Raw genomic sequence first — 26,932 nt, forward strand, 5'->3', positions numbered from 1 at the left:
CGGACATGGCGGCAAGCACGCGAAGTCTCATAACACCTTGAGCGTACCCGCGTGGGAGCCCTCTCCGCCGGGCCGGGCGGCGCCGTCAGATCAGGCCCGCCCGGCGGGCGCGCTCGACGACGCCCGCGATGACGCCGGTGACCCTGTCCACATCGGACGGCGTCGAGGTGTGCCCGAGGGTGAAACGCAGCGAACCCCGTGCCCTGACCGCGTCGGCGCCCATGGCGAGCAGGACGTGGGAGGGCTGGGCGACGCCCGCCGAGCACGCCGAGCCCGTCGAGCACTCGACCCCCTTGGCGTCCAGGAGCATGAGCAGCGCGTCGCCCTCGCAGCCGGGGAAGGAGAAGTGCGCGTTGCCGGGGAGCCGGTTGGCCGGATCTCCGTTGAGGATCACATCGGGTACGGCCTGGCGGATCCTGGCGACCAGGTCGTCGCGGAGCGCGGTCAGCCGGGCGGCGGTCTCGGCCTGCCGGGCGACCGCGAGCCGTACCGCGGCGGCCATGCCCGCGACCGAGGGGGCGTCGAGGGTGCCGGAGCGCACGTCGCGCTCCTGCCCGCCGCCGTGCAGCACGGGGACCGGGTCGATCCCCCTGGCCAGCAGCAGCGCGCCGGTACCCATCGGGCCGCCGACCTTGTGCCCGGAGAGCGTGAGGGCGTCGACCCCCGAGTCGGCGAAGACGACGGGAAGCTGCCCGATGGCCTGGACGGCGTCGGTGTGGAAGGGGATGCCGTGGTCGCGGGCGATCGCGGCGAGCACCCTGACGGGCTGTATGGTGCCGACCTCGTTGTTGGCCCACATGACGCTGACCAGGGCGACGCTGCCGGGGTCGCGCTCGATGGCGGCGCGCAGGGTGTGCGGGTGCACCCTGCCGTACCCGTCCACCTCAAGGGACTCCACGACGGCGCCCTGGTGGTCGCCGAGCCAGTGGGCCGGGTCGAGCGCGGCGTGGTGCTCGACGGCGCTGATCAGGATGCGGTTGGCGCCCTTGGCCCTGCGCGACCAGTAGAGGCCCTTGATGGCGAGGTTGTCGGCCTCGGTACCGCCCGAGGTGAACACGACCTCGCTGGGCCGGGCGCCGAGCGCCTCGGCGATGCTCTCGCGGGCCTCCTCGACGACCTGGCGCGTACGGCGGCCCGCGGTGTGCAGTGACGACGCGTTGCCGACCCGCCCCAGCTGAGCCGTCATCGCCTCTACCGCTTCGGGAAGCATCGGCGTGGTCGCCGCGTGATCGAGATAGGCGGACTCCACTGCCGCACTTCCCTTCCCCAGATCGTTTGTCCCTTCCAAGGGTATCCGTGCCCGGCGGGAAGCCCATCCTCGGTTTGACCACTGTACCGTCCGGACGGTACAGTCCTTTGCATGAGGCGGGAGGAGTTGCTGGACGCGGCGGAGAGTCTGCTGTGCGACCAGGGCTCCCAGGCGCTCACCCTGGCGGCCGTCGCCGAGCGCGCGGGCTGCAGCAAGGGCGGGCTGCTCTACCACTTCGCCACCAAGGAAGCCCTGATCAAAGGCATGGTCGAGCGGCTGATCGAAGACTTCGACCAGCTCGTCGCCACCCAGGGCCACGACACCTACACAAAGAACTATCTGCACGCCACCTTCGCCGCCGTGCGCAGTGGCAGGCTGCGACGCTGGGCCGTGGTCACCGGCGCCTCGGGCAACCCCTATCTGCTCGCCCCCCTGCGTGAGGCGATGGCCCGCTGGCACCGTGAGGGGCTCGACACCGAGCCCGACCCCACGACCGCCCAGATCGTGCGACTCGCCTGTGAGGGGCTGTGGGACGTGGCCACCCACGACCCCGCCCTCTACGACGACGAGCGCCACGCCGAGCTGAAGCGGCGTCTGCTGGCCCTGCTGCCCGCCTGACGGCCGGGCCTCCCGCGCCGCCCACGGCGCTCGCGCTCCCCCAAGAACACTGGCGGTCGCTTCCGCGTGCGGAAGCGACCGACTCGTGTGTCCCCGTTCGTTCACCGTTGAAACAACCTTTTGTGAAGGGATTCAGTGATGACCCGCGACCTGAGGACAGCCCGAACCGGGGCAGTTCTCACATTCGTGCTGGCCGGCCTGCTCTGTGGGTCGATGACCGTGCGTATCCCGGCGCTGTCCGACAAACTCGGCCTGTCCGAGGCGTCGATCGGCGTCACGCTCCTCGTGTGGGGGCTGGGCGCGCTGGTCACCATGCAGTCGATGCGCGGGGTGATGGCACGGCTTGGCAGCCGGAGCGTCCTGCGGGTCGGCGCTCCCCTGTGCGCGGTCACCCTGGCCCTGCTGGCCCTGGCGCCGACCTATCCCCTGCTGCTCGTCGCCGCGGCGCTGTTCGGCATGGCGTTCGGCGCGGTCGACGTCGCCATGAACGCGCAGGGCTCGACGGTCGAGCGCGCCTACGGCAGGCCGCTGATGAACGGCATGCACGCGGGCTGGTGCGTGGGCGCGATCTCCGCGGGCCTCCTCGGCACGGCGGCCATCGCGGCGGGCCTGTCGTTCACCGCCCACCTGATCCTGGTGGCGCTCGTCTCCCTTCCCGTACTGGTCGTCATCAGCCGTTCCTACCTGCCCGACCCCGTCCTGTCGGAGAAGGCCGCCGCGGCCGGCCGCCGCCGGATGCCTCCGGTGGTCTACCTGCTCGGTGTGATCGCCTTCTGCGCGTTCATGGTCGAGGGCACGATCGCCGACTGGAACGGTCTGTACCTGCGCGACACCCTGGGCGCGGCCGAGGCCGTGGCCGCGCTGGGCTACCCGGTCTTCGAGGCGGGCATGTTGCTCGGCAGGCTCACCGGCGACCGGGTCAGGGCCCGCTTCGGCGCCCGAGGCATGATCGTCACCGCGGGTCTCGCGACCGCGGCCACCTTCGGCGCGGTGCTGAGCGCGCCGACCGCCCCGGTCGCCGTGGGCGCCATGCTCCTGGTCGGCGTCGCGGTCGCCACGGTCTCCCCGATGGCCCTGTCCCTGGCGGGCGGCGCGACGGCCAACCCCGGTCCGGCCATCGCCCAGACCGGTGCGATGGGCTACGCGGGACTGCTGCTCGGCCCGGTGATCATCGGGTTCGTCTCGCATGTGACCACCCTCAGGACCGCGCTCTTCCTGGCCGTCGTCCTGGGGCTGCTGATCGCGCTGGCCGCCCGGTTCCTGCCCCGCCCCGCCGTACCGGCCGCCGTGGAGGAGACGCGGGAGCGGGAGCTGTCCATGGCCGCCTGACCAGGTCGTCTTTCCGGCCTTCCGCATTCCACGGAAGGCCGGACATATATGTCTTAAATGCGAACAACATCCAAATAAGAGATCAAGGCAGAAAATCCTCTGTACGTGTCGTTGATCGTTGATCTACAGTTCTGACTGGTAGTGCACTGCCTGTCAAGTACGTCGTATTCACGATCCGTCAGAACAGGAGATGCTCATGCGACCCGTCCTTCCGGTGGTCACCGCACTCGCCTTGGCCTCGACGCTCGCCCTGGCCGGTACCGCCCAGGCGCAGCAGACCGGCCCGGCCTCCAAGGCCTCCCTGGGACCCGTGGCCTACTTCGAGTTCGCCGACGCCGGCAGCGACACGTTCGTCTTCAAGCTCACCGACACCTCCAAGATCCGGCACGCCAGGGATCTGCTGAGCGGCCTGTCCACCGACAGGCGCAGCGTCATCGGCAAGATCGTCACCGGCACCGAAAGCTACAACCCGTCCTGGAGCTACCACTACGACCCCGCCACGGTCGACTTCTTCGACGTCGCGACCGAGGTGTGCGACGCCTCGATCGGCTACGTCGAGGAGCACCTGTCCGAGGTGGGCGGCGCGTTCCTTCCCGGCAACACCTGGTGCCCGTGGAGCTCGCACCTGGTGCGTGAGGTGACCGTGCCGTAGGGCACACGACCCGTGGTGAACGGGAGGTCCAGACCGTCGGGGGACGCCTGGGGACTCCCTGAGTGAGGACAGCGCCGTCCGGCGGCGGGCCCGCCGCCGGACGGTCACACGGGAAACGGCGCCGCACCCGGGCGCGACGCCGTTTTCCGTGGTCCTGTGAACTACTTGCGCTTGGTGATCTCGTCGGTCAGCTGCGGGACGACCTGGTGCAGGTCACCCACGACGCCGTAGTCCGCGAGCTCGAAGATCGGCGCCTCGGGGTCCTTGTTGATGGCGACGATCGTCTTGGCCGTCTGCATCCCGGCCCGGTGCTGGATGGCGCCGGAGATGCCCGCGGCGATGTAGAGCTGCGGGGAGACGGTCTTGCCGGTCTGACCCACCTGGAACTGGTGCGGGTACCAGCCCGCGTCGGTCGCGGCGCGGGAGGCGCCGACGGCGGCGCCGAGGGAGTCGGCGAGCCCCTCGATGACCGAGAAGTTCTCCGCCGAGCCCACGCCACGGCCACCGGAGACCACGATCGCGGCCTCGGTCAGCTCGGGGCGGGCCCCCTTCTCCTCCTTGACCCGCTCCACGATCCTGGCGGCCTTGGCGGCCTCGGAGATCGTGACGGAGACGCGCTCCTCGGCGCCCGCGCCCGCCGCGGCCTCGACCGGGGTGGCGTTGGGGCGGACCGCGATGATCGGGGTGCCCTTCGTGACGCGCGAGTGGACGTTGACCCCGCCACCGAAGATCGACTGGTCGGCCACGAGGCCGTCCCCCACACCGACCGCGTCGGTCAGCACACCGGAGTCGATCTTGATGGCCAGCCTGCCCGCGATCTCCTTGGCCTCGGCCGTCGCGGCGACGAGCACCGCGGCCGGAGCCTTCTCCGAGACGAGCTGGGCGAGCAGCTCGGCCTTGGGGGCCACGACGTAGTCAGCGACCTCGGCGGAGTCGGCGACGTAGATCTTCTCGGCGCCGTGCTCGGCCAGCCTCGCCTGGGCCTCCGCGGAGTATCCGGGCCCGGCCCAGACCGCCGACGGCGAGCCCAGCCCTCGGGCGAGCGTCAGCAGTTCCAGCGTGACCTTCTTGACCTGACCTTCGACGTGCTCGACCAGAACGAGAATCTCAGACATATCAGGCAACCCCCGTTCTCAGACGAACTTCTTCGACGCGAGGAAGTCGGCGGCCTTCACACCGCCGTCGCCCTCGTCCTTGACGATCGTGCCCGCCGCGCGCGGCGGAGCCGCGGCGAAGTCGGTCACCTCGCTCCAGGAGCCCGCCAGGCCGACCTGGGCGGCGTCGATCTCGGCGTCGGCGACTCCGAGCTTCTCCACCGGCTTCTTCTTGGCGGCCATGATGCCCTTGAAAGAGGGGTAACGCGGCTCGTTGATCTTCTCGACGACGGAGACGACGGCGGGCAGCGAGGCCTCGACCCTGTCGTAGCCGTAGTCGGTGACGCGCTGAACGGTGATCGTGCCCTTGCCCACCTCGACCTTGTTGGCGAAGGTGAGCTGCGGGACGCCGAGACGCTCGGCCAGCATGGCGGCGAGCACTCCGGTACGGGCGTCGGTCGACTCGGAGCCGAGCACGACCAGGTCGAACCCGATCTTCCTGAGCGTCTGCGCCAGGGCGTAGGAGGTGCCCAGCGCGTCGGAGCCGTGCAGCGCGTCGTCGACCAGGTGGACCGCCTTGTCCGCGCCCATGGCCAGGGCCTTGCGGATGGTGTCGCTCGCCTTGTCGGGGCCCATGGTGAGGACGGTCACCTCACCCCCGTGCGCCTCCTTCAGGCGCAGCGCCTCCTCGACCGCGTACTCGCACAGCTCGTTGATGACGCCGTCGGCGGCGTCGCGGTCGATCGTCTTGTCATCGGACCGCAGCTTGCGCTCGGTCGCCGTGTCGGGGACTTGCTTCACGCAGACGACGATGTTCATGGCCGGTGGCCGACCTCCCGTGTTCGCGTGCGCCACCGCGTCGCTGCGGTTAGCGCCGAATGCTCCCTACGCGCACGCGGGGTACGTGCACGCGATGCCAAGACTGCCGGGTCCCCGTGGGCGGAACGGCAGCGGACGGCACGGCCGGGATGTCCCGTCCCTGCCCTCCGGCACCATGTTACCGATCGGTAGCCTACCCGGGTCGTACGGCTGACGCCGACGGCCAGGGCTGGCCGACCAGTCACACACCCCCACCATACCGAACTATGTTCCGGAAATCGTGGCCGGGTCCCATAGCTCAGCTCGACACGAGGATGGCCACCAGAACGAACAGGACCGTACCCAACGCGAGCGCGAGTGAAAGGGTGCTGAAGAAGGTGCCCAGAACGGCCCAGAGTATGACGGCTCCCGCGCCACCCGCCAGATCGACGATCGCCCGGCCCCGGTCCTTACGGGCGAGGAGGGCGACTCCCCCGTCCACGAGCACCGTCAGGCCGTAGGCCGTCAGCAACAGCAGCGACAGCTCCGGCAGCGGACCGCGCGCCGTCGCCGCCGCCAGCGCGGTCAGCAGCCCCGTGCCGACGACCCAGCGACGGTGCACCACGACCCTGCGGCGCCGCAGGGCCTCCTCAGCCGAGAGCCTGCCCTGCGGCGGGCGCCGCCCCGGACGCCACTGCCGGGTGGTCAGCGCGTGCACCCCGGTCTCCACCGCCCCGCCGCCTGAGGAGTCCGTGGAACCTGTGGAGACTCCCGGCACCGCGAAGGCCCGCCGGGGCCGTGCGAGCGGCTCGCCGACCTCCGGGGCCTCGGCCCCGAGGCGTCCGAGCACCTCCGCCGCCGTGGGCCTGGCGGCCGGGTCACGCCGCATGCACTCGCGCAGCACCGGCTCAAGCCAGCCGGGAACCCCCTCAAGGTCGGGATCGTGGTGGACGACGCGGTAGCCGACCGCCGAGGCCGGGCCGGTGCCGTACGGGTGCCGTCCCGTCGCGGCGTGGGCGAGTGTGGCGCCGAAGGAGAACAGGTCGGCCGCCGGGCCCGCCACCGCGCCCTCGATGACCTCGGGCGCCAGGTATCCGGGAGTGCCGATGACCGTCCCCGACGCCGTGACGGAGGCGGCGTCGAGAGCCGAGGCGATACCGAAGTCGATCACGACCGGCTCGCCGTCGGCCATGATGACGTTGGCCGGCTTGAGGTCGCGGTGAACGACCCCCGCGGCGTGTACGGCCGCCAGCGCCCGCGCCAGGCCGTGCGCCAGCCGTACGAGATCGTCGCCGGGGACCGCGCCCTCGGCGGAGATCAGCGCGCTGAGCGGGCGGCCCTGCACGTAGCGGGTGACCAGGTAGGGGCGGGCGCCCTCCATGGAGGCGTCCAGGACCTCGGCGACGTGCGGCCCCTGGACCCGCCGCATGGTCTCGACCTCGCGGGAGAGGCGGGCCAGGGCCGTGGCGTCGGCCGCGACGTGCGGATGCAGGATCTTTACCGCGACCGTCCGCCCGTCGGGGTCGAGTGCCAGGTGGACCTCGCCGAAACCTCCGGCGCCGAGCGTGGACAGCAGGTGGTACGGGCCAAGGCGGTCACCCTCGGTCGCTCCCATGCGGCTCCTTCCGGCCTGTCCCCTCATCGTGCCTCAGCCGGGCCGCTCCCGCACGAAGAGGTTCCGAGAAACCCTCCATAAAGGACACGGGCCTACACCCGGCTTCTCCATCACGGTTACCGGAACTCACATCTTCCGGACGGAGACCGTCCGGAGATCAGGCTCCGGCCTGGGAAACGACGACCGGTTCCAGTTCCTCACCCTTGGGGGTCGTGGCGAGCTGAGCGCGCAACCGGCCGAGAAGGTCGGTGATCCCGACCACCCGTTCCCCCGAGGACAGGGTGTGCCGGCCGAGGAAGCGGTCCTCGCCGTACCAGGCGATGAAACGGCCTGAATCCACCGGAACCCGGGCCGCCTGCGCGCCGTCCGCCGTTCGCCAGAGGCAGAGCTGACCGGCTTGCCCGGCGCAACGGGTGGCGAAGACCCTCCCGGAGGGGGACATCCAGTTCTGCTCTCCCATCAGTTTCCCGACCTTCTTGAAGCGGTGTCGCACCGCACCGTGGAGGTCGAAGAACGTGACGTCACGGTGGGCGTCCTCCTCGTCGCGTTCGAGCCCGGTCTGAACGGCCACCGTCTTGAAGTCCGCCCCCCAGCGGAATCCTCCTGAGTAACGGCCGCCATGGGCGACGCGGACGAACCGGGAACTCATCGTGGCCACGTCGACGATCACAAAACCGGTGATCTCCTCCTGGGTGCGGGCGGTCAACAGCAGACGTCCGTCCGGCGACCAGACGGGGCGGACCACACCCATGGGCGCCTTGACCGTCGGCACCTCGCGGACCTTCCCCGTCGCGGTGTCCACGATCGTCACAGGGTCCCGGCCCTGCGCCGGGTAGCTCTCCGTGGTCCCGGCCCCCCAGGCACCGGTCGGCGAAAGGGCCCTCACCGTCCCGTCAAACCGGGCGAAGACTCCCTTCACTCGGACGTAGAGGTCTTCACCGGACAGATAGGCGCCCAGCCAGGGGGAGGTCGTGGCGTCCTCGGCCACCACCGTTCGCGTTCCCGGCAGGCGGAGCAGCCTGAACCGCTGTGGTGGCGCGGGAGCGGGGACGGCCCGCGCCTCACTGACGACATCGGTTTCGCGCAGCCGGTCGGCAACGGATCCGGAGAGTTCCGTCAGCCGGCGCCGCACGGAGATGTCACCCGACACGACGGAGACCACCACCAAACCGGCCCTGAGGACAACGGTGCTCGGCAGGGTCGCGTCCGCGACGGCCTGGTCTCCGATGCCGGTGACCGGTCTGTACGCGTAGACGTCCCGCAGCGTCTCGATCGTGCCGACGGCCTCGCCCGGATCGTCGGCGACCCACAGGACACGTACGACGAGGTGGCCGCCGTTCCGATCGGTGTAGCGGCAGGCGACAGGGCTGGGCATGGTGTAACCGGACAGGGTGGTCCGGGGCGTCCCGGCGGAGAACGTCCTCCCCGGGGAAAGCGCGCAGGCGTCCGGCCAGCGGCCCGGGTCCACACCCGCGAGCAGCGGCGTCCCTCCGCCCTGGCCACGTCGCAGGGCCGCGATGCGTACACTCGGCGTCTGCCCCACCGCGCTCATGACGCTTCCTGCGTAGAGACGCTCACCGGCCGACGCCAGCGGCCTGCCGGGCGTCGGAAGGCCGTAGGAGGTCACCTCGCCGGTCCCGGGCTCGATCAGGTCGACGACCGGAAGGCCTTCCTCCTCCGTCGCCCGGATTCCGACGCCTCCCTCGACCAGGCCGGTGTACGCCGGCGCCGGTCTCACCTGCCACACAGGGGCGCCTCCGGGCCAGGAGGCCGCCTCCATGACATCCTCCTCACCACTGTGGTAGGTCGTCAGCACGAGGCCCTGTTCGTACGTCATCGCGCATCGCGGCCAGCACTCCCCGCGCCGGAGCACCGCCCGCCCCTCGTCGTCGTACAAGGTCATCGCACCGTCACCGAAGAGCGCGATCACGTGATCGGCGACCTGGAAGTCCGAGACCGCCCCCGCGGGAAGCCGGACCGACCGGCGCGTCGCACCGGTGGCCACGTCCAGGAGAAGCATGCGCGACGACCGGCCACAGGTGAGGAGGAGCACCACGTCGGCGGCACGAACCGCCGATTGGGAGACGTCGCACCCGGCGGGAGGGCGGAAGCTCCACAGATCACGCGCCGTGCCCGGCGAAACGGCGATCAGCCCTCCTTTCTCCGACTTCCTGGTGAGGAAGACCGGCGAGCGGTCCTGCAGGGCCGCCGACCTCCGTCCCCGGGGCGGGAGGGACAGCCCCCGTCTGCGCCACAGTTCCTTTCCGGTGACGCTCGACACCGCGATCAGCTGGTGCCGCCTGTTCTCCTGGGCGAACGGCTGGTAGTAGTCGACGACGAAAACGCCGGAGGCGATGCTCCAGCCCACGGCCGTCGCCGTGGAGAGGTGGTGTCTCCACCTTGGCCGTCCGTCGTCCAGGCCGAGTGCGAGCACACCGCGTGCGGTGTACACGAGAAAGTCACGCGACGTGAGGGCGTACCCGTACTCCCCCTGCGGGATCGAGACGTCCCTGTGCCAGAGAGGGACGAGACGCGCTCGTGGCTGGGCGGCCGCCGGTGCGTCCGCCAGGGGCAAGGGCAGGACCAGCACCAGAAGGACCGCCAGCAGCCGTGTTCTCATCGCCTTCCGCACGGCTGATTCCTACCGGTGATCCGGTAACCCACACCGAGACTGCTGGGATCGTTGTAGACGACCGAGTACCTCGGTGCCTCTCCTGTGACTCTGAACGGCTGTCCGTTGGCCTGTTGGAAGAACGCGCTCTCGGTCTCCCCACTGTCCTTGTAGGCGTAAACCACCTCGATACCCCATTCGTACCAGCGGTTCTTGGCATGCACCGTGAACTCGACCGTCACACGCTCCCCATATGCCAGATCGATGCTCTTGGGCAGGAACCTCGACTGACCGCCTCTGGGGTTCAGGTGGTCGAGGTCCGCCTTGACCTTGTACTCCTCACCACCTCCCTGGGCGGGGATGGTGAGACAGGTGCCCGTGGGAAGGGGCCCGGACCTGACGATGTACGGCCGGACGTCGATGATCCTGACGGCGCCGTGGCGCCGGCCCCGGAGAACGGTGACCACGTTCATCGTCCCCAGCCGAGCCGCATGGTGACGGAACAGCGTCTCCGTCAGCTGCCGGTAACTCGGAGCGCGCAGCAGAAGGGCGTGCTCGGCGGTCGAGAACTCGTCCGGCATCGCGAAGGAGTCTCCGACGTTGACTATCGATGTGGTGACGGCGGTCAGGACCGGCGCGCCGAGAGCGTCCTGAGCCACGTCGGCCAGAGTGGAGCGTTCGCCGAACGCTACCGCGCCGCCCGCCAGGACGACGCCTACGACGAACAGCCACACCGGTGAACGCCGCCGGACGGGTCTTCCCGCAGACTCGGAGACAACCGTCACGTCCCTGGCGGACGTGATCTGGACGTTGTTCCCGCCAACCGTCGCATGGTGCAGGCTCGGGGCGGCGGCGGGCTGCTCGACCGGCTCGGTCTCAGGCGGATGACGGGTCATCTCGTCGCCCGAAGGCCACGAACCACCTGGCGGGCGAGTCTCACGGTGACTTCGTGGCCGCCCGCGCCGTCCATGCGGACCACCGTGTCACCCGCCCGTAGGATCGCGACATCGCGCACCGCACTGTTGGTGTACATCTGCGCGCCATGCCCGAGAGGGATGGGTTTTTTCTCGTCGAACCTCGCCATCAGATCCTGAAGAACGTCCTCTGTCTCGTCCTTGTCCGTTCCCGCCCATCTGATGTCGATCGTGATGACGGGATGCCTCGCGTCGCCGGGAACCAGGTCGCAGCCGACGGGCGTGTCCAGGGCGAGTTCCGGCGGCCCCGGCCGGGCGACAGGAGTGTAGTGAGCCTCCGGGAACTCGGCCCTCAGCGTGGAGGCCGGGATCAGGGCACACGCGTCACGCCACCTCTCACGACCGACGCCTCCGCGCGCCGTGGCGCCGGGGTCTGCCGACGGCGGAACCGTCGTGTAAGCGGCCAGCGACGAGGTGGACACGGAGGCGAACAGCAACGCGTACCGGCTCATGCCAAGCAGGCTGACGGGAGCGGGAAAGGCGACGACGGGCGTCTGCTCTCCCGTCACCGGATCCACCGTCACGACGATGGAACTCTGAAGCTCACCGAGCCGCCTCGTCGCGTAGATCCGCCCGTCGAGCGCCTGAACCGCCATGAAGGAGACGCTCTCGTCCTCGCTCTCGATGACGCGGCCCGATCGCCGGTCCACGATCGCCGTCAACAAGGAGTTTCTGTAGTCGTCCTGCCCCACGACCAGCACACCGGTGGCCGTGGCGACGAGAGAGCACGGACAGGCGTGTTCGGCGACGTGCTCGTAGAGTTGCCGGCCGTCGGCGTCGTAGACGTTCAACGCGTTGTCGCTCTCCAGGCCCACCACCCCGTCGGCGACCATGACCAGGGGATCGCCCAGGGGAAAGACCTCCTGCTCCCAGAGCCACCTGCCGGTGGAGGCGCTCAGCACACGCAGACGGGTCTCCCGCCCGCAGGAGATCAGCATCGCGACGACCCACCGGTCCGCCCCGCCTGTCTGCCCGAGGCACCCGGAGGGGAGGGGGGAGTCCCATCTGCGGCGCCCGTCCGCCACGTCGAGGGCTCTCACCACACCGATGGCGGGAAGGTGGATCAGTACGTTCCCCTCACCGACACCGAGATAGGTCACCAGAGGGGGCATGGGCGTGTCGGAGCCGTGGAATCCGGACCCGAGCGTCCAGAGGAGCGCTCCAGTGCGTCCGTTGAACGTCAGAAGGCCGTCGCCCCTGGGGGCCTCTTCGTCCGTCTTGTCCTTCCCGTCGCGCGGAATCGCCGCGACGACGTAGTCACCGGTCACCCCGATGCGCTCCTCCGGCGGGCTGTAGCCGTTGGAGTCCGACACGCCGAAGGACCACAGGAGACGCCCTGTGTCGGCTTCTCTGCCTTCGATCTGATCTCCGTGTGTCACGACCAGCACGTCACCGACGAAGACGGTGTTGGACAGGTCCTCCGGGATCTTCACCTTCCACAGCAGCGAGCGAATACCGCCGGGAACGGCCGCGCCTCCATTTTCCACGGGAACGCGGAAAGGCACCGGAGGAAGCGAAGAAGGAATCACCAGGTAGGGCAGGAACAGCAGGGCAAGCCACACCCATGATTCACGAACGCGCCACTTCCCGATTACGAAGTACATCTTCAGGAAGCCATGTCCACTTGACCTCCCGGCGAATCAGCGTCGATGGAGGTTGACGTCCCGTGCCGATCCGATCTGAACGTTGTCCCCGGAGATCGAGCTTCCAGCGACGACCTGGCCACCGCTGTTCACCACCGGAGTGGAGGCGGAGGCGGCCCGCAGCAACCTCGCCACGTCCCCGGCCAGTTCGGGATCGGCGGCGAGAGCCCTCTTCAACTGACCACGGAGTGCGGCCAGGGCGTCCTCGTCCTCCGGCTCGTCCGCGAGATCCTGAACGGCGAACTCGATGCGATCGCGGCTTTCCTCACGCTTGACGAAACGCCGCAGCAGCCTGCGCCCGAGATTCACCGACTCGTCGGCGGCCAGATCCTGCGTCTTGGCCAGCACCGCGCCTCCGTAGGCGCCTATCGCCGCCACCACATAAGGTGTCACCTGATTTGCCAGATCGGCAACGTTCACGCGCCCTCCCAGTCCTTCTATCTCATCTCCCCCGCCGCCGTCATGGTTACACCGCCGACGATTATCGGCCCGCCTTTTGTTCTTCTTCCGGCTGCGAAACCGCACACGCCGCGGAAACCTGACGGACCGGCGCCGGGCAGGAGGGTGAAACGGTGCCCTGGCAACGACCGGGGCAAAGCCGAAGGGCGTGGGGTCCGGAGGACACCCACGCCCTTCGTCGTTCAGGATCCCGGCGGCTTGGACCCTCCGTCTAGAAGGAGACGAACCCGAGGCCGAGGCTGTCCATCAGGTCGTTGAACAGGCCTCGGACGAGGTCGATCGCTCCCATCTGCCCGTTCTCCACCTTGACCTGCCAGGCCCGCGTCACCTGCTTGACGACGCTCGACGGCTGGTCCCACGGGACGAAGGACGGGATCAGCGTCAGCGCGCCCATCACCACGAAGAACGCGAGCGTGCCCAGGATGATCGTGGTCACCATCGCCGCCCCCGGGCTGCGGATCACCCCGGTCAGAGCGCGGGAGACCGCTCTGCGCGGCTTGCCCCCGCCGGGCAGCACGAACAGCCCCGCCACGAACGCCCCGGCCGCGTAGGCCGCCGCCGGGTCGGTCTTCATGTGCCCGATGAACGTCAGCGCGCCCCAGACGCACATGCCGAACATCGCGGCCAGCGGAGCCGTGACCAGCGTCGCGAGGAACGCCTTGATCAACGCCCACGGGGTGCCGACCAGCGCGAGCAACGGGTCGGCGGCGCTGTTGCCGCGCACGGAGCGACGCTGGGCCAGGTCTCCGAAGAGGTACTCCCCGACCCGCAGGCAAAGCACGGCGACCAGCGCGAAGGCGCTCACCACCACGGGCAGCACGCAGGCCAGGCCGACCAGGATCGCCAGCAGCAGCGCCGCGGCCAGCGGATGCCCGGTGCGGTAGCGGGGACGCTGCTCCCCGGGCAGGGGCTGCGGCGCGGGCGGCGGGACGTACGGCCTGGGCTCGTGCTGGGGCGGGGCGAACGGCGCGCCCTGCCCCACCGGCTGCGGCGCCGGGTATCCGGCGACCCGCTGGTCGGGGTAGGGGGGCGGCGGCGCGACCCTGCGCTGCACGGAGAGCGGAGCCGGCACGTAGGGCGGCGGCGGTGTGGCCGGGACGTACGGCGGCGGCGACCCGGCCGTGGAACGCCCGGCCTGGTGCTCGGGCGGCTCCTCACGCGGCCTGCGCTCGCGCCGCTCCGGCTTGGCGTACTCGACCGGGGGCAGCAGGTCGGAGTAGGTCCCGTCCTGCGGCAGCGCCCTGGTGCCGTTCGCCGGAGGCGGGACCTGAGGCCGCGACGCGGAAGGCGACGTGGAAGACGAAGCGGAAGACGTGGAAGACGGCGCGGTGGGGGACGGCACGACCGGCGGCGGACCGTCCAGCACCCGGGTGCCGTCCGCGCTGAACACCCTGGTGCCGCCGTCGTTGGCCTGCGGCGGCGCGGCCTCGTGGAAGGCGGTGACCGTCGGGTCGAGGTCGCGTGCCATCCGCAGCAGCGCGTGCGCGCTCGGCCTGGCCTTGGGGTCGACCGCCAGGGCCTGCCTGAGCCAGCCGCGCAGCCAGACCGGGGCCTGGTCGACGTTGGCCCGGCCCTCCATGATGTTGAAGCAGACGACCTCGAAGCTCCCGGTGCCGAACGGCGGCTTGCCGGTCGCGCCGAAGAAGACCGTCGAGGCCAGCGCGTGCACGTCGGCGGCCTGGGTGATCTCGGAATCCCTGATGATCTCCGGGGCGAGATAGCCGGGCGTGCCGACGAACATGCCGGTCTGGGTCAGCCGGGTCGCGTTGACCAGGTGCGCGATGCCGAAGTCGATGACCAGCGGCTCTCCGTCGACCATCATCACGTTCGACGGCTTGAGGTCACGGTGCACGACGTCGGCCGCGTGGATCGCCACCAGCGCCGCGCACAGGCCGCGGGCGAGCTTGATGACCTCGTGCGGGGCCAGCGGCCCCTCCGCGAGGACGATCTCCTCAAGCGTGCGGCCCGGCGCGAAGCGGGTCACGATGTACGGCTGCGCGCCGGTCAGTTCGGCGTCGAGCACCTCGGCCACCTGCGCGCTGCGCACCCGCCGCATGGTCTCGACCTCGCGGGTGAGCCGGTCGCGGGCCTTGAGGTCGGCCGCGACGTGCGGGTGCAGGACCTTGACCGCCACCTCGCGGCCGTCCTCGTCGAGCCCCAGGTGGACGACCCCCATGCCGCCCTCGCCGATCTGCCTGAGCAGCCGGTACGGCCCGAGCCGCTCCGGTGCCTGCGTCTCTCCCGTCGTCATCGTGTCGCCCTGTCCCGTAGATTGCGCAGTTCCCCCACCACCGTTCCGACGTCGACCGGCGCCCATTGCACCCGCGACGTCCCTCCCCTGAAGGTGCCGATCGCGAACAGGAGCGCCAGTGCGGCGACCGCTCCCAGCACCGCGGCCACGGCCGTGGCCGCGCCGCGCGAAGGCAGCAGTGATGCCAGCGTACGTCGCATCTGCCTCCTGGGGCCCTCGACTCCAGGACCTGCGCAGATCGTCCACAGCGCCACAGCCGCACCCCAGCTGAGCGCGGCGGTCTGCGGCAGGCTCCTGACCAGCACCGACAGCAGCAACGTCACCGGCAGGCCGAGGATGAGGCCGTACGGCACGAGCGCGAGGGTGATGCCCGCGGACTTCGCCAGGGCGGCGGGCCTGCCGAGCACCCGCAGGACGTCGGCGGCCCCCTCGGAAGCCTGCCTGCGGCCGTTGAACTCGGGCTGGGCGATGTCGGCGGCGCGCAGCAGGATCACCAGCGGGATCGCGACGACGGCGGTCAGGACGGGCGCCAGGACGGCGACGGCCGTCACGGCGACCATCAGCAGCGCGCTCGCGACGCCGTAAACCGCGGAGCCCCGCGGAGCGGAGGAGGCGGTGGGACGCCACTCCTGGCGTTCCTCGGCGGGCGGGTAGGACTGCACCCGTGTCGCCTGGTAGGGCTGCGGGCCCGCGGCGCCCGGGTGCGCGGGGTGCCCGCCCGGCTGGGGAGCCCGCTCGAAGGCCGCCTGCCCCTGGGGGTACTGCCGCTGCGCCTGGTTGCGCAGTTGTTCGAGCTCGTGGGGCCGGACCCGCTGGGTCGGGATGTCGCCGTCGCCACCGGGCCTCGCCGGCAGGCCCCTCGTCCCCGGCTGCTCCTGGAAGGCCTGCTGCGGCATCGGCTGCGAGACCGGCTGGGCGGCCGCCTGACGCAACTCCTCCGGCGTCACCCTGCGGGTCGGCCACGGGTCGGGCCCCTGCTGCTGCTCGCCGAGCAGCGAGACGTAGTCGGGCGGCGTCGAGACCGGGGCGGGCGGCCACGGCATGGACGTGCCGGGACGCGAGGCGACCGGGGTCGGCACGTCACCGGGGTCGGTTCGCTCCCCCGTACGACCGGGCGCCGCGACGTCACCGGGGCGGGAACCCAGGCCCGTGGGCACGTAGGGGCCGGTCGGCTGCCCGGGGTCCGCGACGGGACCGGACCGGAAACCCGGGCCGGTGGGCACGTAGGGCCCCGTCGCCTGACCCGTCGTCTGGCCGGGGGCCACGCCCGGAGCGCCGCCGGGAGTGGCGCCGAGTCCCGTCGGCACGTACGGCCCGGTCGGCTGCCCGAGGTCCGTCGTGCGGCCCTCGAAGCCGGTGACCGTGGGCACCTCGTCCGGCGGGCTGGGACGTCCGGAGGCCGACATCAGCCGTTCGATCTGGGCGGCGAGCTCCGCCGCCCTGGGACGCCTGGCGGGGTCGCGCTGGAGGGCGGCGCGCAGCACGGGCCGCAGCGCCTCGGGGACCGCGTCCACGTTCGCCCGGCCCGCGGTGATGTTGTAGAAGATCATCTCCAGCGTGCCCTTGCCGAAGGGCGGCTGGCCGGTGGCCGCGAAGACCATCGTGCCCGCCCAGGCGTGCACGTCCACCTCGGGTCCCGCCTCGTGCCCCTCGATGATCTCGGGGGCGAGGTAGCCGGGCGTGCCGATGAACATGCCGGTCTGGGTCAGCCGGGTCGCGTCCACGGCCTGCGCGATGCCGAAGTCGATGAGGACCGGCCTGCCGTTCAGGATGAGCACGTTGCCGGGCTTGAGGTCGCGGTGGATCACCCCGACGGAGTGCACGGACGCCAGCGCGGAGGCCACCCCGTAGGCGACCTTGAGCAGCGCGGGCAGGTCCATCGGACCTTCCTGCTTGACGTGGTCGTCCAACGGCTGACCCGGCACGTAGCGGGTCACGATGTAGGGGCGGTGTCCTGTCACGTCGGCGTCGAGGACCTCGGCGATGTGCTCGCTGCGCACCCGCCGCATGGTCTCGACCTCGCGGGAGAGCCTGCGGCGGGCCACGTCGTCGCCCGCGACCTCCGAGCGCAGGACCTTCACCGCGACCTGCCGCCCGTGGGGGTCGGCCGCGAGGTGGACAACGCCCATGCCGCCTTCACCGAGCCGCCGGAGCAGTCGGTACGGGCCCAGTCGGTCGTCCTGATTCATGGCATGAAAAACCATACCGGCTTAAACCCCGCCCATGAGATGAACCATCAGGCCATATTCTCTGATGGGATAACGTGTGCCAGATCTCCACGGTTTCCCAAACCGGGGTAACACTCAATCTCTTTTCGGCGTCAGTTCGCCAGGCCGATCACCTGGGCGGTCTTCAGACCGGCCAGCAGGGCGCCGGAGACCGCCAGCTTCGACCTGCGCACACCGCTGCCGATCACCACCCCCGGATGGGCCGCGACCGCCTCGTCCACCAGCACCGGCCAGTCCTCGGGCAGGCCGAGCGGGGTGATGCCGCCGTACTCCATCCCGGTCAGGCCGACGGCGTCGTCCTGCGGGGCGAAGGAGATCTTCCTGGCGTCCAGGTGCCGCCTGACCACGCCGTTGACGTCGGCCCTGGTGGTGGCGAGCACCATGCACGCGGCGTAGCGGACCTCGCCCGCGCGCTTGGCGGCCACGATCACGCAGTTGGCCGACTCGCCCATGCCGACGCCGTAACGCTCGCAGAAGGCCGCCGTGTCGGCGAGGTCCGGGTCGATCTCCGCGACCTCGACGTCCTGGCCGGTCACGGCCCGCGCGACCGGCTCGGCGAGCAGGTCGGGCCGCTCCCCGGCGGGCACCCAGTCAAGTGTTCCGATCCTCACAGCCTTCTCCCAACCACTCACCGCGTCGTTCCTGAGACTGTACGGCGAATCAGGCCGGGGCCCGTACGACCCGGGTGTGCAGCTCGGTCACCGCACGCCTGGCCGACTCCATCGCCCCCGCCTGCCAGGCCACCAGGTGGGTGAGCCAGTCTCCGGCGAAGTAGACCCGCCCGGCGGGGCGCCGCAGCAGGGCGAAGGCCCCCTCGTAGGAGGGCCAGCGGACCCAGCCGCCCTCGATGTGCGGTTGCCTGTGCCAGGCGATGGAGACGCTGGAGCGCAGGTCCGCGCGGTACCTCTCGCCGTGGATCTTCTTGCCCTGGGTGAGCGCGCGGGCCCGGCGCCCGGCGTGGGGGAGCCTGCCGTACAGCTCGGCGTTCTCCTCGGTGTTGTAGTAGCCGACGATCAGGCCGGACGCGGAGTGGTAACCGTGCGAGGGGTACCAGATGTGAGTGATGTCCAGGTCCGTCTCGGTGACGCCGCCGTAGATGCGTTCGTCGATCTCCCACCAGCGCCTGCCGTACTCAAGGCCGATCTTCCCGGCGGCGACCGGGACCGGGGTGCGCAGCGCGGCGGTGACCTGGGCGCCCAGATTGTGCGGGAGGCGGGCCATCAGGTGCGGCGGCAGTGTCGCGACGCAGTAGTCGGCGCGGACCGTGCCTCCGGTGTGGGTCACCTCGACGCCGTCGGGCAGGTTCTTCAGGCCCGTGACACGGGCGCCCGTCATGATCCGGTCCCGGCCGACCGCGCGGGTGAGCGCGGTCACGATCGCGTCCATGCCGCCGACCGGCTGGAACATGGGCACGGCCTGGTCGTAGCCGAAGTCCATGGTGATCGCCCTGCCCATGCCCGCGGCGAAGACCTCGGCCAGTGAGCCCGGGGCGCCGAGCGGGACCCCGTCGTCGACCCCGGGGTAGACGGTGAAGCCCCTGCGGGTCGAGCCCCGGTAGGACAGGTCGGGGCCCAGGTCGCCGAAACGGCGCAGGAACTCGCCGAGCCGTTCCCTGTCGTCCCTGGTCAGCCTGCGGTTGAGCGCGCCCGCGTGGCTCGCCTTCGCCAGCAGTTCGGCGACGTAGCCGTACATGTCGGCGCGGGCGGTCCTGGCCCTGACGGGGGCCTTCATGCCGTGGGTGTAGACGTAGGCGGAGGCGTTGTTGTTGACGAACGTCTCGATGGGCACGCCCAGCTCGCGGCAGTAGTCCATGGTGACCATCCACGGCGCGATACGGCCCGGCCCGGCGTTGAAGTAGGTCCCCTCCTGGAAGTCCGCCGTCTGGGCCTGCCCGCCGTTCTCGGTCAGCCGGTCGCCCCGGCGCAACGTGAGGTTCCGCCCGCCGACCCGGTCCGCGGCGTCGAGGAGGGTGCAGTCGTAGCCCGCCTTGCCCAGCTCGTAGGCGCAGGTCAGCCCGGCGACCCCGGCACCGAGGACGACCACCTTCGCCGCGCCCCTGCCGCTGAGGGAGAAGTCGGAGGCCCGGGGCGGGACGTAGTCCTCGGGCCGGGTCTCGTGGGAGCCGGGGGCCAGGCCCAGCGCGCCCATGGCCGCGAACATGGCGCCCGCCCCGCCCGCGGCCCCGACGCCGACCAGCAGCGCCCTGCGGGTCAGCGTCCCCCGGGTCCCCTGGGCCTCCCGATCGCTCATCGTGTTCCCTGAGCCGTCCCCCGGGTCGTCCCCCAGCTCTCGACGCGGCGTGCCTCGTCCTCACTCATGAAGCCCACCTCGGCCGCCATGAAGTCGTGGACCTGTTTGCGCCACGGCTCGGGGATCTCCTCGACGGCCGGGGGGTAGCAGCGGTCGAGCCAGGCGGTCGAGGCCTCGGTCGCGCCGAGGAACCCGGCGGCCCTGCCGAAGACGGTGCCCTCGACGCCGGGGACCCTGGCGCAGCCGTACTCGATCATCTCCTGCCCGCCGTACGGCGGGGGCTCCTGCCACTTGCGGGCGACGGGGCGCTTGGGGCCGACCGCGGTGCGCAGCGGGCGGCGTTCCACGGCGGCCTGGATGAGCTCCTTGTAGAGGCACTTCCCGCAGGTCCCGCAGGGTCCCTCGACGCCCCGAAGGCACCAGCGGACCTGCTCGCGCAGGGAGGAGTTCAGGGCCAGGCGCATGGTGACCGCCTCACTCACCCCGCCGACCGGGAGCACGATGTGCACCCCGGCGGCGGCGAACGCCCTGCCCCAGGCGCCGTGCGGCGCCCACATCGGGTTGTCGGGAGTGTATCTGAGCAGGTAGCGGTCCCCCCCGAGCCAGCGCGACCCCAGCTCGTAACCGAAGGCGAGACCGCCCAGGTCGAGTTCGTCGGCCAGCAGCAGCGCCCCGGCGGCCACCGCGTGGTGCTCGGGATAACCGGGGCGGGGCTCGGCGAGGGTGAACTCCAGGTCGGAGCGGACCACGGTCAGCTCCCTGCCCGTCTTCTCGGCGAGGCGGGCCAGGACGTCGGAGCGGTAGTGGGTCCAGCGGTTGGGCACGCGCGGGTGGGAGACCCGCTGGAAGTGCACGAACGGCGCCTCGGGCAGCATCGCGGCCACGGCGACCGAGTCCGCGCCTCCGCTGTAGGAGACCGCGAGCCTGCTCCCCGAGCGCGGCGTCCCGCCGACCGGCCCCGCCTCGACCCCCCAGCCGTCGGCGAGGGCCTCGGCCAGAACCGGTGAGATCGGCTCGTCGAAGGTGACCGTACGGCGCGTCCACGGCGCGACGATCGTCCAGGCCGCCAGCGCCCGCAGGTCGGGGTGGACCTCGCCGGGAGTGCGCGGCAGCTCGACCCGGCAGGAGTTCGTGGCCATCCTCAACGGCTGGCCGTCGGCGCAGAGGCCGGTGATCTCGTCCTCGGCGTCCAGCCGGAAGGCCAGGCGCATGACGTCGCCCTCGGTGGTCCAGGTCACCCTCATGGAGCACCCGCCCCACGGCGGCCCAGCGCCTGGTCGGCGGCCTGCCAGAGCAGGACCTCGTTCTGCAGGACGTGCTCCATGGCGGCCGCGGTCTCCTGCGCCAGCCGGTGCGCGTCGTCCCAGCGCCGCACCTGCGCCTGTTCCGGGGTGGCCTTGGCCACCTGTGCCCTGAGCCTGTCGACCTCGGCCCGCAGCGCGGTGACCTCCCGGCCCAGCGTCTGGACCTCCCAGAGCGCGTCCTTGATGTCCTGCCGGTGGTCGGCCCTGGAGATGTACCGCGCGTCGAACCAGCCGAGCACCGCGCGCCGCAGCCATGCGGGCAGCAGCGCGCGCTTCCTTAAGCGCACCATAACCCGGCACGATACCGGCAAAACACGATCTACCAGGACGCTCTTCGACGCTTCAGGTGACGGGCAGCGCCAGATCCCTGGTTCCTCCGGCGGGTTCCCCCGGGGCGGCGATGACCTGCCGGTAGATCCGCTCGTACCCGGCGGTCATGACCTCGACGTCGAAGTTGCCCGCGACGTGGGCCCGGCAGGCGTGCGGGTCCAGCCCGCCGGCCGCCTCGACGGCCTCGGCGAGTTCCTCGGCCTCCTCCCTGACGAATCCGGTGACGCCGTCGGCGACCACCTCGGGAACCGCCCCCCGTTTCAGGGCGACGACGGGGGTGCCGCAGGCCATGGACTCGATCATGACCATGCCGAACGGCTCCTCCCACAGGATGGGGAAGAGCAGGCAACGGGCCGCGGCCAGCAGTTCCCGCTTGCGGTCGGCGTCGGCCTGCCCGACGTACTCGGCGTCGGGGCCGAGTCTCGGCTTGATCTCCCGCTCGAAGTAGTCGTGTTCCGCGGGCTCGGTGAGCTTGCCCGCCAGCACGATCCTGCGGCCCGCCTCCCTGGCCACGTCGATGGCGATGTGCGCCCCCTTGTCCGCGTTGAGCCTGCCCAGCCACAGCACCCAGTCCTCCTTGCGCTCCTGGAAGGGGAAGGAGGCCGTCTCGACGGCGTTGTGGACGACCCCGGCCCAGTTGAGGTCGGGGGCCAGCCGCCGTTGCGCCTCGGAGATCGCGACCATCGACACGGCCGGGCCGAGCACCCGGTAGTACTCGCCCAGCTCGCCCTCGATCTCCCCGTGGCAGGTGACCAGCGTCGGCACCGCCCTGGCCGCCGCGCTCAGCGGCCCGGCCAGCGAGTGGTCGTGGACGATGTCGGCGTCGATGTCCAGGGCCAGCGCGTACGCCTTGGCCGCGTGCAGCACCTCGGGCATCGGCTCGCCGATCCGCTCCGAAGGCGCCGGGTCGTAGGTGGGCAGGAACCTGGCCCCCGTCCGCGCCCTGCCCGCCCCGATCAGGGTGACGTCGTGCCCCCTGCGGGACAGCCCGGAGACCAGCTCGGCGAGCATCGCCTCGATGCCCCCGTAGCCCAGGGGCGGGACGTCGTACCAGGGGGGCGCGACCATGACGACGCGCATCGCGTCGCGTCGTCGGGAAACAGCGGTTGTGGCGATCATTCTCAACCTCACCTACGGCCGTCCGGCCCGCCGGAATCCGACTTGAGTGGAACCTCAGGGGGCGTAGCGCAGGGCGGCCGCCGTCGGGCGGCGCGGCTCGTTGATCAGGGTGACGCCTTCGGAGAGGCCGGTGACGGACACCTCCGAGCCGTCGACGTCGACGGTGACACGGGAGTCGTCCAGGGGGAGCCCGGTGATCCGCAGCTTACCCAGCCCGACCGGGTCGACCCACACCCGGCCCCGGGGGATCCACGGGTCCAGGCGCATCAGGGTGCGCACCAGGTGGATGGGGGCCGCCGCCGCCCACGCCTGCGGCGAGCAGGAGGTGGGGTACGGCACCGGCCAGGAGAATTCGGAGCGGCCGAAGCCGCAGAACAGCTCGGGCAGCCGCCAGCCGAAGACCTCGGCCGCGTCGAGAAGGCCGAAGGTGATCCGCTTGGCCTCCTCGGCGAAGCCGTAGCGCATCAGACCGGCCGCGATCAGGGCGTTGTCGTGCGGCCACACGGAGCCGTTGTGGTAGCTCATCGGGTTGTAGGCGCCCATGTTGGAGGCCAGGGTGCGCACGCCGTACCCGGTGAACATCTCCGGGGAGAGCAGGTGCTCGGCCACGGAGGCGGCCCGGTCCTCGTCGATGATGCCCGTCCACAGGCAGTGCCCCATGTTGGAGGCGAGGCTGTCGATGGGCCGTCCCGCGTGGTCGAGCCCGATGGCGTAGTAGCCCCGGTCGGCCAGCCAGAAACGCTCGTTGAAGGCGTCCCTGATCCGGGTCGCGCGGGCGTTCCACTCCTTCTCCAGCTCGATGTCACCCACCTCGTGGGCGAAGTGGGCGCGGGCGATGTAGGCGGCGTAGACGTAGCCCTGCACCTCGGCCAGGGCGATGGGGGCGCGGGCCAGGGTGCCGTCGGCGAAGTTGACGCCGTCGAAGGAGTCCTTCCAGCCCTGGTTGACCAGGCCGTGGTCGGTCTTGCGCTGGTAGGAGAGGAACGGGTCGGCGCACCTGACGATCCAGTCGAGGGCGTCGTCCGCGTACGGCATGAGCTCCTCGACGGCCTGCTGGTGCACCCCCCACCTGCGCAGTTCACCCAGGAGCATCACGAAGAGCGGGGTGGAGTCGACCGAGCCGTAGTAGGCGTGACCGCCGTGCGGCGAGGCGCCGGTCTGCACGCCGAACCGCAGCTCGTGCAGGATCTTGCCCGGTTCCTCCTCGGTGAGCGGGTCGTCCACCTTGCCCTGGAGCCTGGCCAGGCGGCGCAGGGTGCCCAGGGCGAGCGACTGGTCGAGCGGCAACGCCATCCACGAGGTCAGCAGCGAGTCGCGGCCGAACAGCGTCATGAACCAGGGCGCGCCCGCCGCGATCGTCGGCGGCTCCTCCGGCCGGTCCGGTTCGAAGAGCCGCAGCGCCCCCAGGTCCTCCCGCGAACGGTGGATCACGTGGGCCAGGGCGCGGTTGCTCGTGGTGAAGGAGGGGCTGAGCCGCTCCCAGTCGGCGCGGCGCCTGGCGGGCTCGGCGTGTTCGAGCGGGTGGTGGGTGGAGAACCAGGCCGGTGACTCCTCCCCCTCCAGGATCGGGTTGACCTGGAACGTCGCCTTCCACTCGCCGCGCGCGGGCACGACGACCCTGAAGATGAGCACGCCGGGCACGGCGAACGGCGGAGGGTCGGTGACCACCCGCGTCCCGCGCGACCTGGTGGCCGAGAAGATCAGCAGCCCCGACCTGTCCGCCGTCATCTCCACGTCCGTCACGTGCCTGATCCGGCCCGCCTTCACCTCGAACAGGTCGGCCACGTCGGAGGAGACGTGCACGTCGAGCACACACCCGGCGGGTTCGTCGGACAGGTTGCGCAGGATCAGGTCCTCCCGCAGGCCACCGCCGACGTAGCGGTCCCTGATCACCAGCAGACTGCTCTCGACCCGTCCGGGACGCGGCGCCGCCCTGCCCACGAACGTCGCGTGGTACGGCTCGCCCGCCAGCACCCTGAGCGGCTCGACGGGCGACTCGTCCACCCGCAGCTCCCAGCGGGACAGCAGCCGGGTGTCGGCGTGGTAGACCCCCTGCGGCCCTCCCTGGATGATGTCCCCGCTCCGCGAGCACACGCAGAAGGAGCCCCCCTCGACCAGGGTCACCGTGGTGTCGCCCAGTGCTCCGGGCTGTCCTTCGAACGTCCAGGCGTTCAATGCACTCTCCGGGGTCCACGTCCTCGTTTCCTGCCCCATTCCCTCCTCCCCGGGGGAAAGAACGCTTCCATGGCGTGTCTTGCCTGTTCACAGGCGTGTCGCCGGGAGAGGGGCTACCGTTTGGTGCCGTCTTCGTGACGCCTGGCGAACTCCTGCTCCAGGATTTCGTGCAGGCGCCGGACCGTGCCGGGGGCGGGACTCGGGCTCGGGGGCTCCGACGGGACGTGGGGGGACAGCGACGGCTGAACGGGGATGATCTCCCGCCACGGCGTGACGAACACCCCCGTGGGTTCGGAGTCCTCCGGCTCCTCCGGGGTGTCCGAAACCGACGACACGGCGGTCACCAGGAACAGGATGCCGATCAGCGCGGCGCCCGCCAGACGGAGCGTGAGCCTCCTGCGGCTCCTGCGCGCCCTCTCCACGCCCACGGCCACCGGGGCGCCCGCCGTCGCGACGGGCTCCTCCGCCTGGGGTGTCCCCTCGGCGTCGTGGCCGAGCCAGGTCCCGGGGTCGACCCCGAGCGCGGCAAGCCGCAGCCGCAGCCGCCTCACCTCGGGGGCGCCGCCGAGGACGGCCGCCGCCACCAGGGAGTGGATCTCCCCGACGGTGACGCCCGCCGCGACCGCCCGGCCCCGTTCGCTCCAGGCCAGGCGGCTCGGCCCGGTCCATGTCGTCTCCCAGTTGGCCCGCCCCCGCACCACCAGGGCCTGGCCGACCAGCGCGAACAGCGCGGTCTCCAGCCGGGCCAGGCTCCCGGCCGTCTCCTTCCCGCTCCGCTCCTCCTGAGGGCCGAGGCAGGCGGCGAGCCGTCCCGCCCGGCCGTCGGCCAGCAGGTCGAGGACGGTCTCCAGCGCGGGCCGCGCGGTGCCGCCGACCCTGCGGGCGGCCCGGACCAGGCCCCGCACCGGCTCCGTCGCCAGGGTCTCCATGGTCAGCCCGACCCACTCCTGCCAGGGCAGTACGGCCCGCCTCTCCCGCTCCCCGGGGAACAGGCAGTGCCGTACGGTCCCCGGCCTCACCTCGAACCCGGCCTCCAGGGCGGTGGTACGGCCCCGGCCCGCGGGTTCCCGGCGCCCGCCCAGGGCCCGCATGCGCCGTTCCACACTGGGGTGGGGGTCGTGACGCGAGGTCCGCCGGGACGGCGTCGCGTGTTCCATCCCCTCGATAGCGGCCCGGTAGCCGGACGAGGCGAGCATGGCGGCGAACACCGCCGGCGGGTCGTCGGGCAGGTAGCCCCTGACGTACATGGGGTCGAGATACCGGTCACGGAACTCGCCCCACGCCACCGGCAGCACAACCAGGGTCCGCCACAGCGCCTCCGCCGCGACCGTGCCTCCCGTGCCTCCTGTGCCTCTCGTGCCTCCTGCGGCTCCCGTGGCCTCGACGGCCCTCGCCGCGGCCGCGTCCGCCTGGAGTTCCTGCCGCCGGTTGACGGCGGAGGAGACCCAGAGGTACAGCCTCGCGTAGCCGGAAAGCGGCCACCGGATCCAGGAGACCGGGACGCCGCGCGCGGCGGGGTCCGGGGTGCGGGGGCGTTCGAGCCGGTCGAGGACGGCACGCAGCGCCAGGTGCCCCCGGTAGACGACCGCGCCGAGCCCGGTGGGGGCGTGGTGACCCAGTTCGTGGCAGAGCACCGCGCGCAGCTCGTCGGCCGTCAGCCCGGCCAGCAGCGGCAGTCCGAGGCGCAGGTGCCGTCTGCCCCCGACGAGGCCGAGCAACCTCGTCTCCTCCGTCAGCTCGGCGTCCACCTCCGCGGTCAGCCGCAGGGTCGCGGGCGGGCGGGTGCCGAGCCGCCCGGCCAGTTCCGTGACCACGGCCCACAGCTCGGGCGCCTGGCCGGGGGTGACCAGGACGCCATCGGGGGCGGGCCGCGCCCCGGCCCCGGTGACGAACAGGCGGCGCAGGATCCACAGCGCCGGGATCGCGGTGAGCGCCGCCGTCACCGTCCCCGCCCGCGACGGCCTGCCCAGCGCGGGCGCGTCCCACACGAACAGGACGAGGACGCCCGCGTCGAGCAGGACGAGGACCAGGCCCAGCAGGCAGGGGCCCGCGAGCAGTCCGAGCGCCAGCAGCGCGCGCACCGCGATCACGGCAGCCCCCTTCCCCGGTCCGCCGCCGTCCCGATGGCATGGCGGACCCGGTCGAGGCAGGTCCCCTTCTTCCTCAGCCGCTCCCATGCCCCGCGCGGGAGGAGGCCTCCGGTGGACACACCCGCGAACGTCAGGTGGTGGAA

The 26,932-nt window shown here is 71.4% G+C and carries 20 protein-coding genes; 3 read left to right on the forward strand and 17 right to left on the reverse strand.

Going from position 1 to position 26,932, the window contains the following annotated elements; all coding sequences use genetic code 11:
- Window positions 1-85 precede the first annotated feature (85 nt).
- Window positions 86-1,249, reverse strand: a complete 1,164-nt coding sequence (locus ACFOYY_RS02740) for a cysteine desulfurase family protein (protein ID WP_386187453.1) — start codon at window positions 1,247-1,249, stop codon at window positions 86-88.
- A 111-nt stretch (window positions 1,250-1,360) separates the two neighbouring features.
- Here ACFOYY_RS02740 and ACFOYY_RS02745 point away from each other — a divergent pair, with 111 nt between their 5' ends.
- From ACFOYY_RS02745 to ACFOYY_RS02755, 3 genes are all read left to right on the forward strand, one after another.
- Window positions 1,361-1,867: a TetR/AcrR family transcriptional regulator gene (locus tag ACFOYY_RS02745; protein WP_352010178.1), complete on the forward strand. Its 507-nt coding sequence runs from the start codon at window positions 1,361-1,363 to the stop codon at window positions 1,865-1,867.
- Between the two features lie 138 nt (window positions 1,868-2,005).
- Entirely contained in the window at window positions 2,006-3,196 is a 1,191-nt protein-coding gene (locus ACFOYY_RS02750; protein ID WP_352015205.1) for an MFS transporter, read from the forward strand.
- Between the two features lie 196 nt (window positions 3,197-3,392).
- Window positions 3,393-3,848: a BP74-related protein gene (locus tag ACFOYY_RS02755; protein ID WP_352015204.1), complete on the forward strand. Its 456-nt coding sequence runs from the start codon at window positions 3,393-3,395 to the stop codon at window positions 3,846-3,848.
- Window positions 3,849-4,009: 161 nt separating this feature from the next.
- Here the strand turns inward: ACFOYY_RS02755 and ACFOYY_RS02760 are convergent, their stop codons facing one another.
- From ACFOYY_RS02760 to ACFOYY_RS02835, 16 genes are all read right to left on the reverse strand, one after another.
- Window positions 4,010-4,963, reverse strand: coding sequence for an electron transfer flavoprotein subunit alpha/FixB family protein (locus ACFOYY_RS02760; protein ID WP_362780577.1), 954 nt, complete (start codon window positions 4,961-4,963; stop codon window positions 4,010-4,012).
- A gap of 18 nt (window positions 4,964-4,981) precedes the next feature.
- Window positions 4,982-5,761 (reverse strand): electron transfer flavoprotein subunit beta/FixA family protein, encoded by a 780-nt coding sequence (locus tag ACFOYY_RS02765; RefSeq protein WP_362780575.1) that lies wholly within the window; start codon window positions 5,759-5,761, stop codon window positions 4,982-4,984.
- Window positions 5,762-6,059: 298 nt separating this feature from the next.
- Window positions 6,060-7,355, reverse strand: coding sequence for a serine/threonine-protein kinase (locus ACFOYY_RS02770; RefSeq protein ID WP_386187460.1), 1,296 nt, complete (start codon window positions 7,353-7,355; stop codon window positions 6,060-6,062).
- A gap of 157 nt (window positions 7,356-7,512) precedes the next feature.
- Window positions 7,513-9,987 (reverse strand): outer membrane protein assembly factor BamB family protein, encoded by a 2,475-nt coding sequence (locus tag ACFOYY_RS02775; RefSeq protein WP_386187463.1) that lies wholly within the window; start codon window positions 9,985-9,987, stop codon window positions 7,513-7,515.
- Complete coding sequence (locus ACFOYY_RS02780; protein ID WP_386187466.1) at window positions 9,972-10,862, reverse strand: hypothetical protein; 891 nt, start codon at window positions 10,860-10,862, stop codon at window positions 9,972-9,974. Before ACFOYY_RS02780 ends, ACFOYY_RS02775 begins: the two co-directional genes overlap by 16 nt.
- The gene (locus ACFOYY_RS02785; protein WP_386187469.1) at window positions 10,859-12,427 is read right to left on the reverse strand and encodes an outer membrane protein assembly factor BamB family protein; all 1,569 of its coding nucleotides are present in this window, start codon (window positions 12,425-12,427) and stop codon (window positions 10,859-10,861) included. The genes ACFOYY_RS02780 and ACFOYY_RS02785 overlap by 4 nt, the downstream gene beginning before the upstream one ends.
- A 153-nt stretch (window positions 12,428-12,580) precedes the next feature.
- Window positions 12,581-13,003, reverse strand: coding sequence for a hypothetical protein (locus tag ACFOYY_RS02790; RefSeq protein WP_386187472.1), 423 nt, complete (start codon window positions 13,001-13,003; stop codon window positions 12,581-12,583).
- A 250-nt stretch (window positions 13,004-13,253) separates the two neighbouring features.
- Window positions 13,254-15,293 carry a serine/threonine-protein kinase gene (locus ACFOYY_RS02795; RefSeq protein ID WP_386187475.1) on the reverse strand — a complete coding sequence of 680 codons (2,040 nt, stop codon included), beginning with the start codon at window positions 15,291-15,293 and terminating at the stop codon, window positions 13,254-13,256.
- Window positions 15,290-17,497 carry a serine/threonine-protein kinase gene (locus tag ACFOYY_RS02800; protein ID WP_386187478.1) on the reverse strand — a complete coding sequence of 736 codons (2,208 nt, stop codon included), beginning with the start codon at window positions 17,495-17,497 and terminating at the stop codon, window positions 15,290-15,292. The genes ACFOYY_RS02795 and ACFOYY_RS02800 overlap by 4 nt, the downstream gene beginning before the upstream one ends.
- 116 nt (window positions 17,498-17,613) lie before the next feature.
- Window positions 17,614-18,132 (reverse strand): YbaK/EbsC family protein, encoded by a 519-nt coding sequence (locus ACFOYY_RS02805; RefSeq protein WP_352015194.1) that lies wholly within the window; start codon window positions 18,130-18,132, stop codon window positions 17,614-17,616.
- A gap of 49 nt (window positions 18,133-18,181) precedes the next feature.
- Entirely contained in the window at window positions 18,182-19,771 is a 1,590-nt protein-coding gene (locus ACFOYY_RS02810; RefSeq protein WP_386187483.1) for a flavin monoamine oxidase family protein, read from the reverse strand.
- The gene (locus ACFOYY_RS02815) at window positions 19,768-21,015 is read right to left on the reverse strand and encodes a DUF6395 domain-containing protein (protein WP_362909517.1); all 1,248 of its coding nucleotides are present in this window, start codon (window positions 21,013-21,015) and stop codon (window positions 19,768-19,770) included. The genes ACFOYY_RS02810 and ACFOYY_RS02815 overlap by 4 nt, the downstream gene beginning before the upstream one ends.
- Entirely contained in the window at window positions 21,012-21,365 is a 354-nt protein-coding gene (locus tag ACFOYY_RS02820) for a hypothetical protein (protein WP_352015191.1), read from the reverse strand. Before ACFOYY_RS02820 ends, ACFOYY_RS02815 begins: the two co-directional genes overlap by 4 nt.
- A 52-nt stretch (window positions 21,366-21,417) precedes the next feature.
- On the reverse strand, window positions 21,418-22,524 hold the full coding sequence (locus tag ACFOYY_RS02825) for a glycosyltransferase family 4 protein (protein WP_386187487.1): 1,107 nt from the start codon (window positions 22,522-22,524) through the stop codon (window positions 21,418-21,420).
- A gap of 54 nt (window positions 22,525-22,578) precedes the next feature.
- Window positions 22,579-24,738, reverse strand: a complete 2,160-nt coding sequence (locus ACFOYY_RS02830) for an amylo-alpha-1,6-glucosidase (RefSeq protein ID WP_362780551.1) — start codon at window positions 24,736-24,738, stop codon at window positions 22,579-22,581.
- A gap of 74 nt (window positions 24,739-24,812) precedes the next feature.
- A complete protein-coding gene (locus ACFOYY_RS02835; protein ID WP_386187491.1) occupies window positions 24,813-26,789 on the reverse strand; it encodes a M48 family metalloprotease in 1,977 nt (658 codons plus the stop codon).
- Window positions 26,790-26,932 lie beyond the last annotated feature (143 nt).

Origin of the sequence: Streptosporangium jomthongense (assembly GCF_042650425.1) — a bacterium.
Taxonomy (GTDB): Bacteria; Actinomycetota; Actinomycetes; order Streptosporangiales; family Streptosporangiaceae; genus Streptosporangium.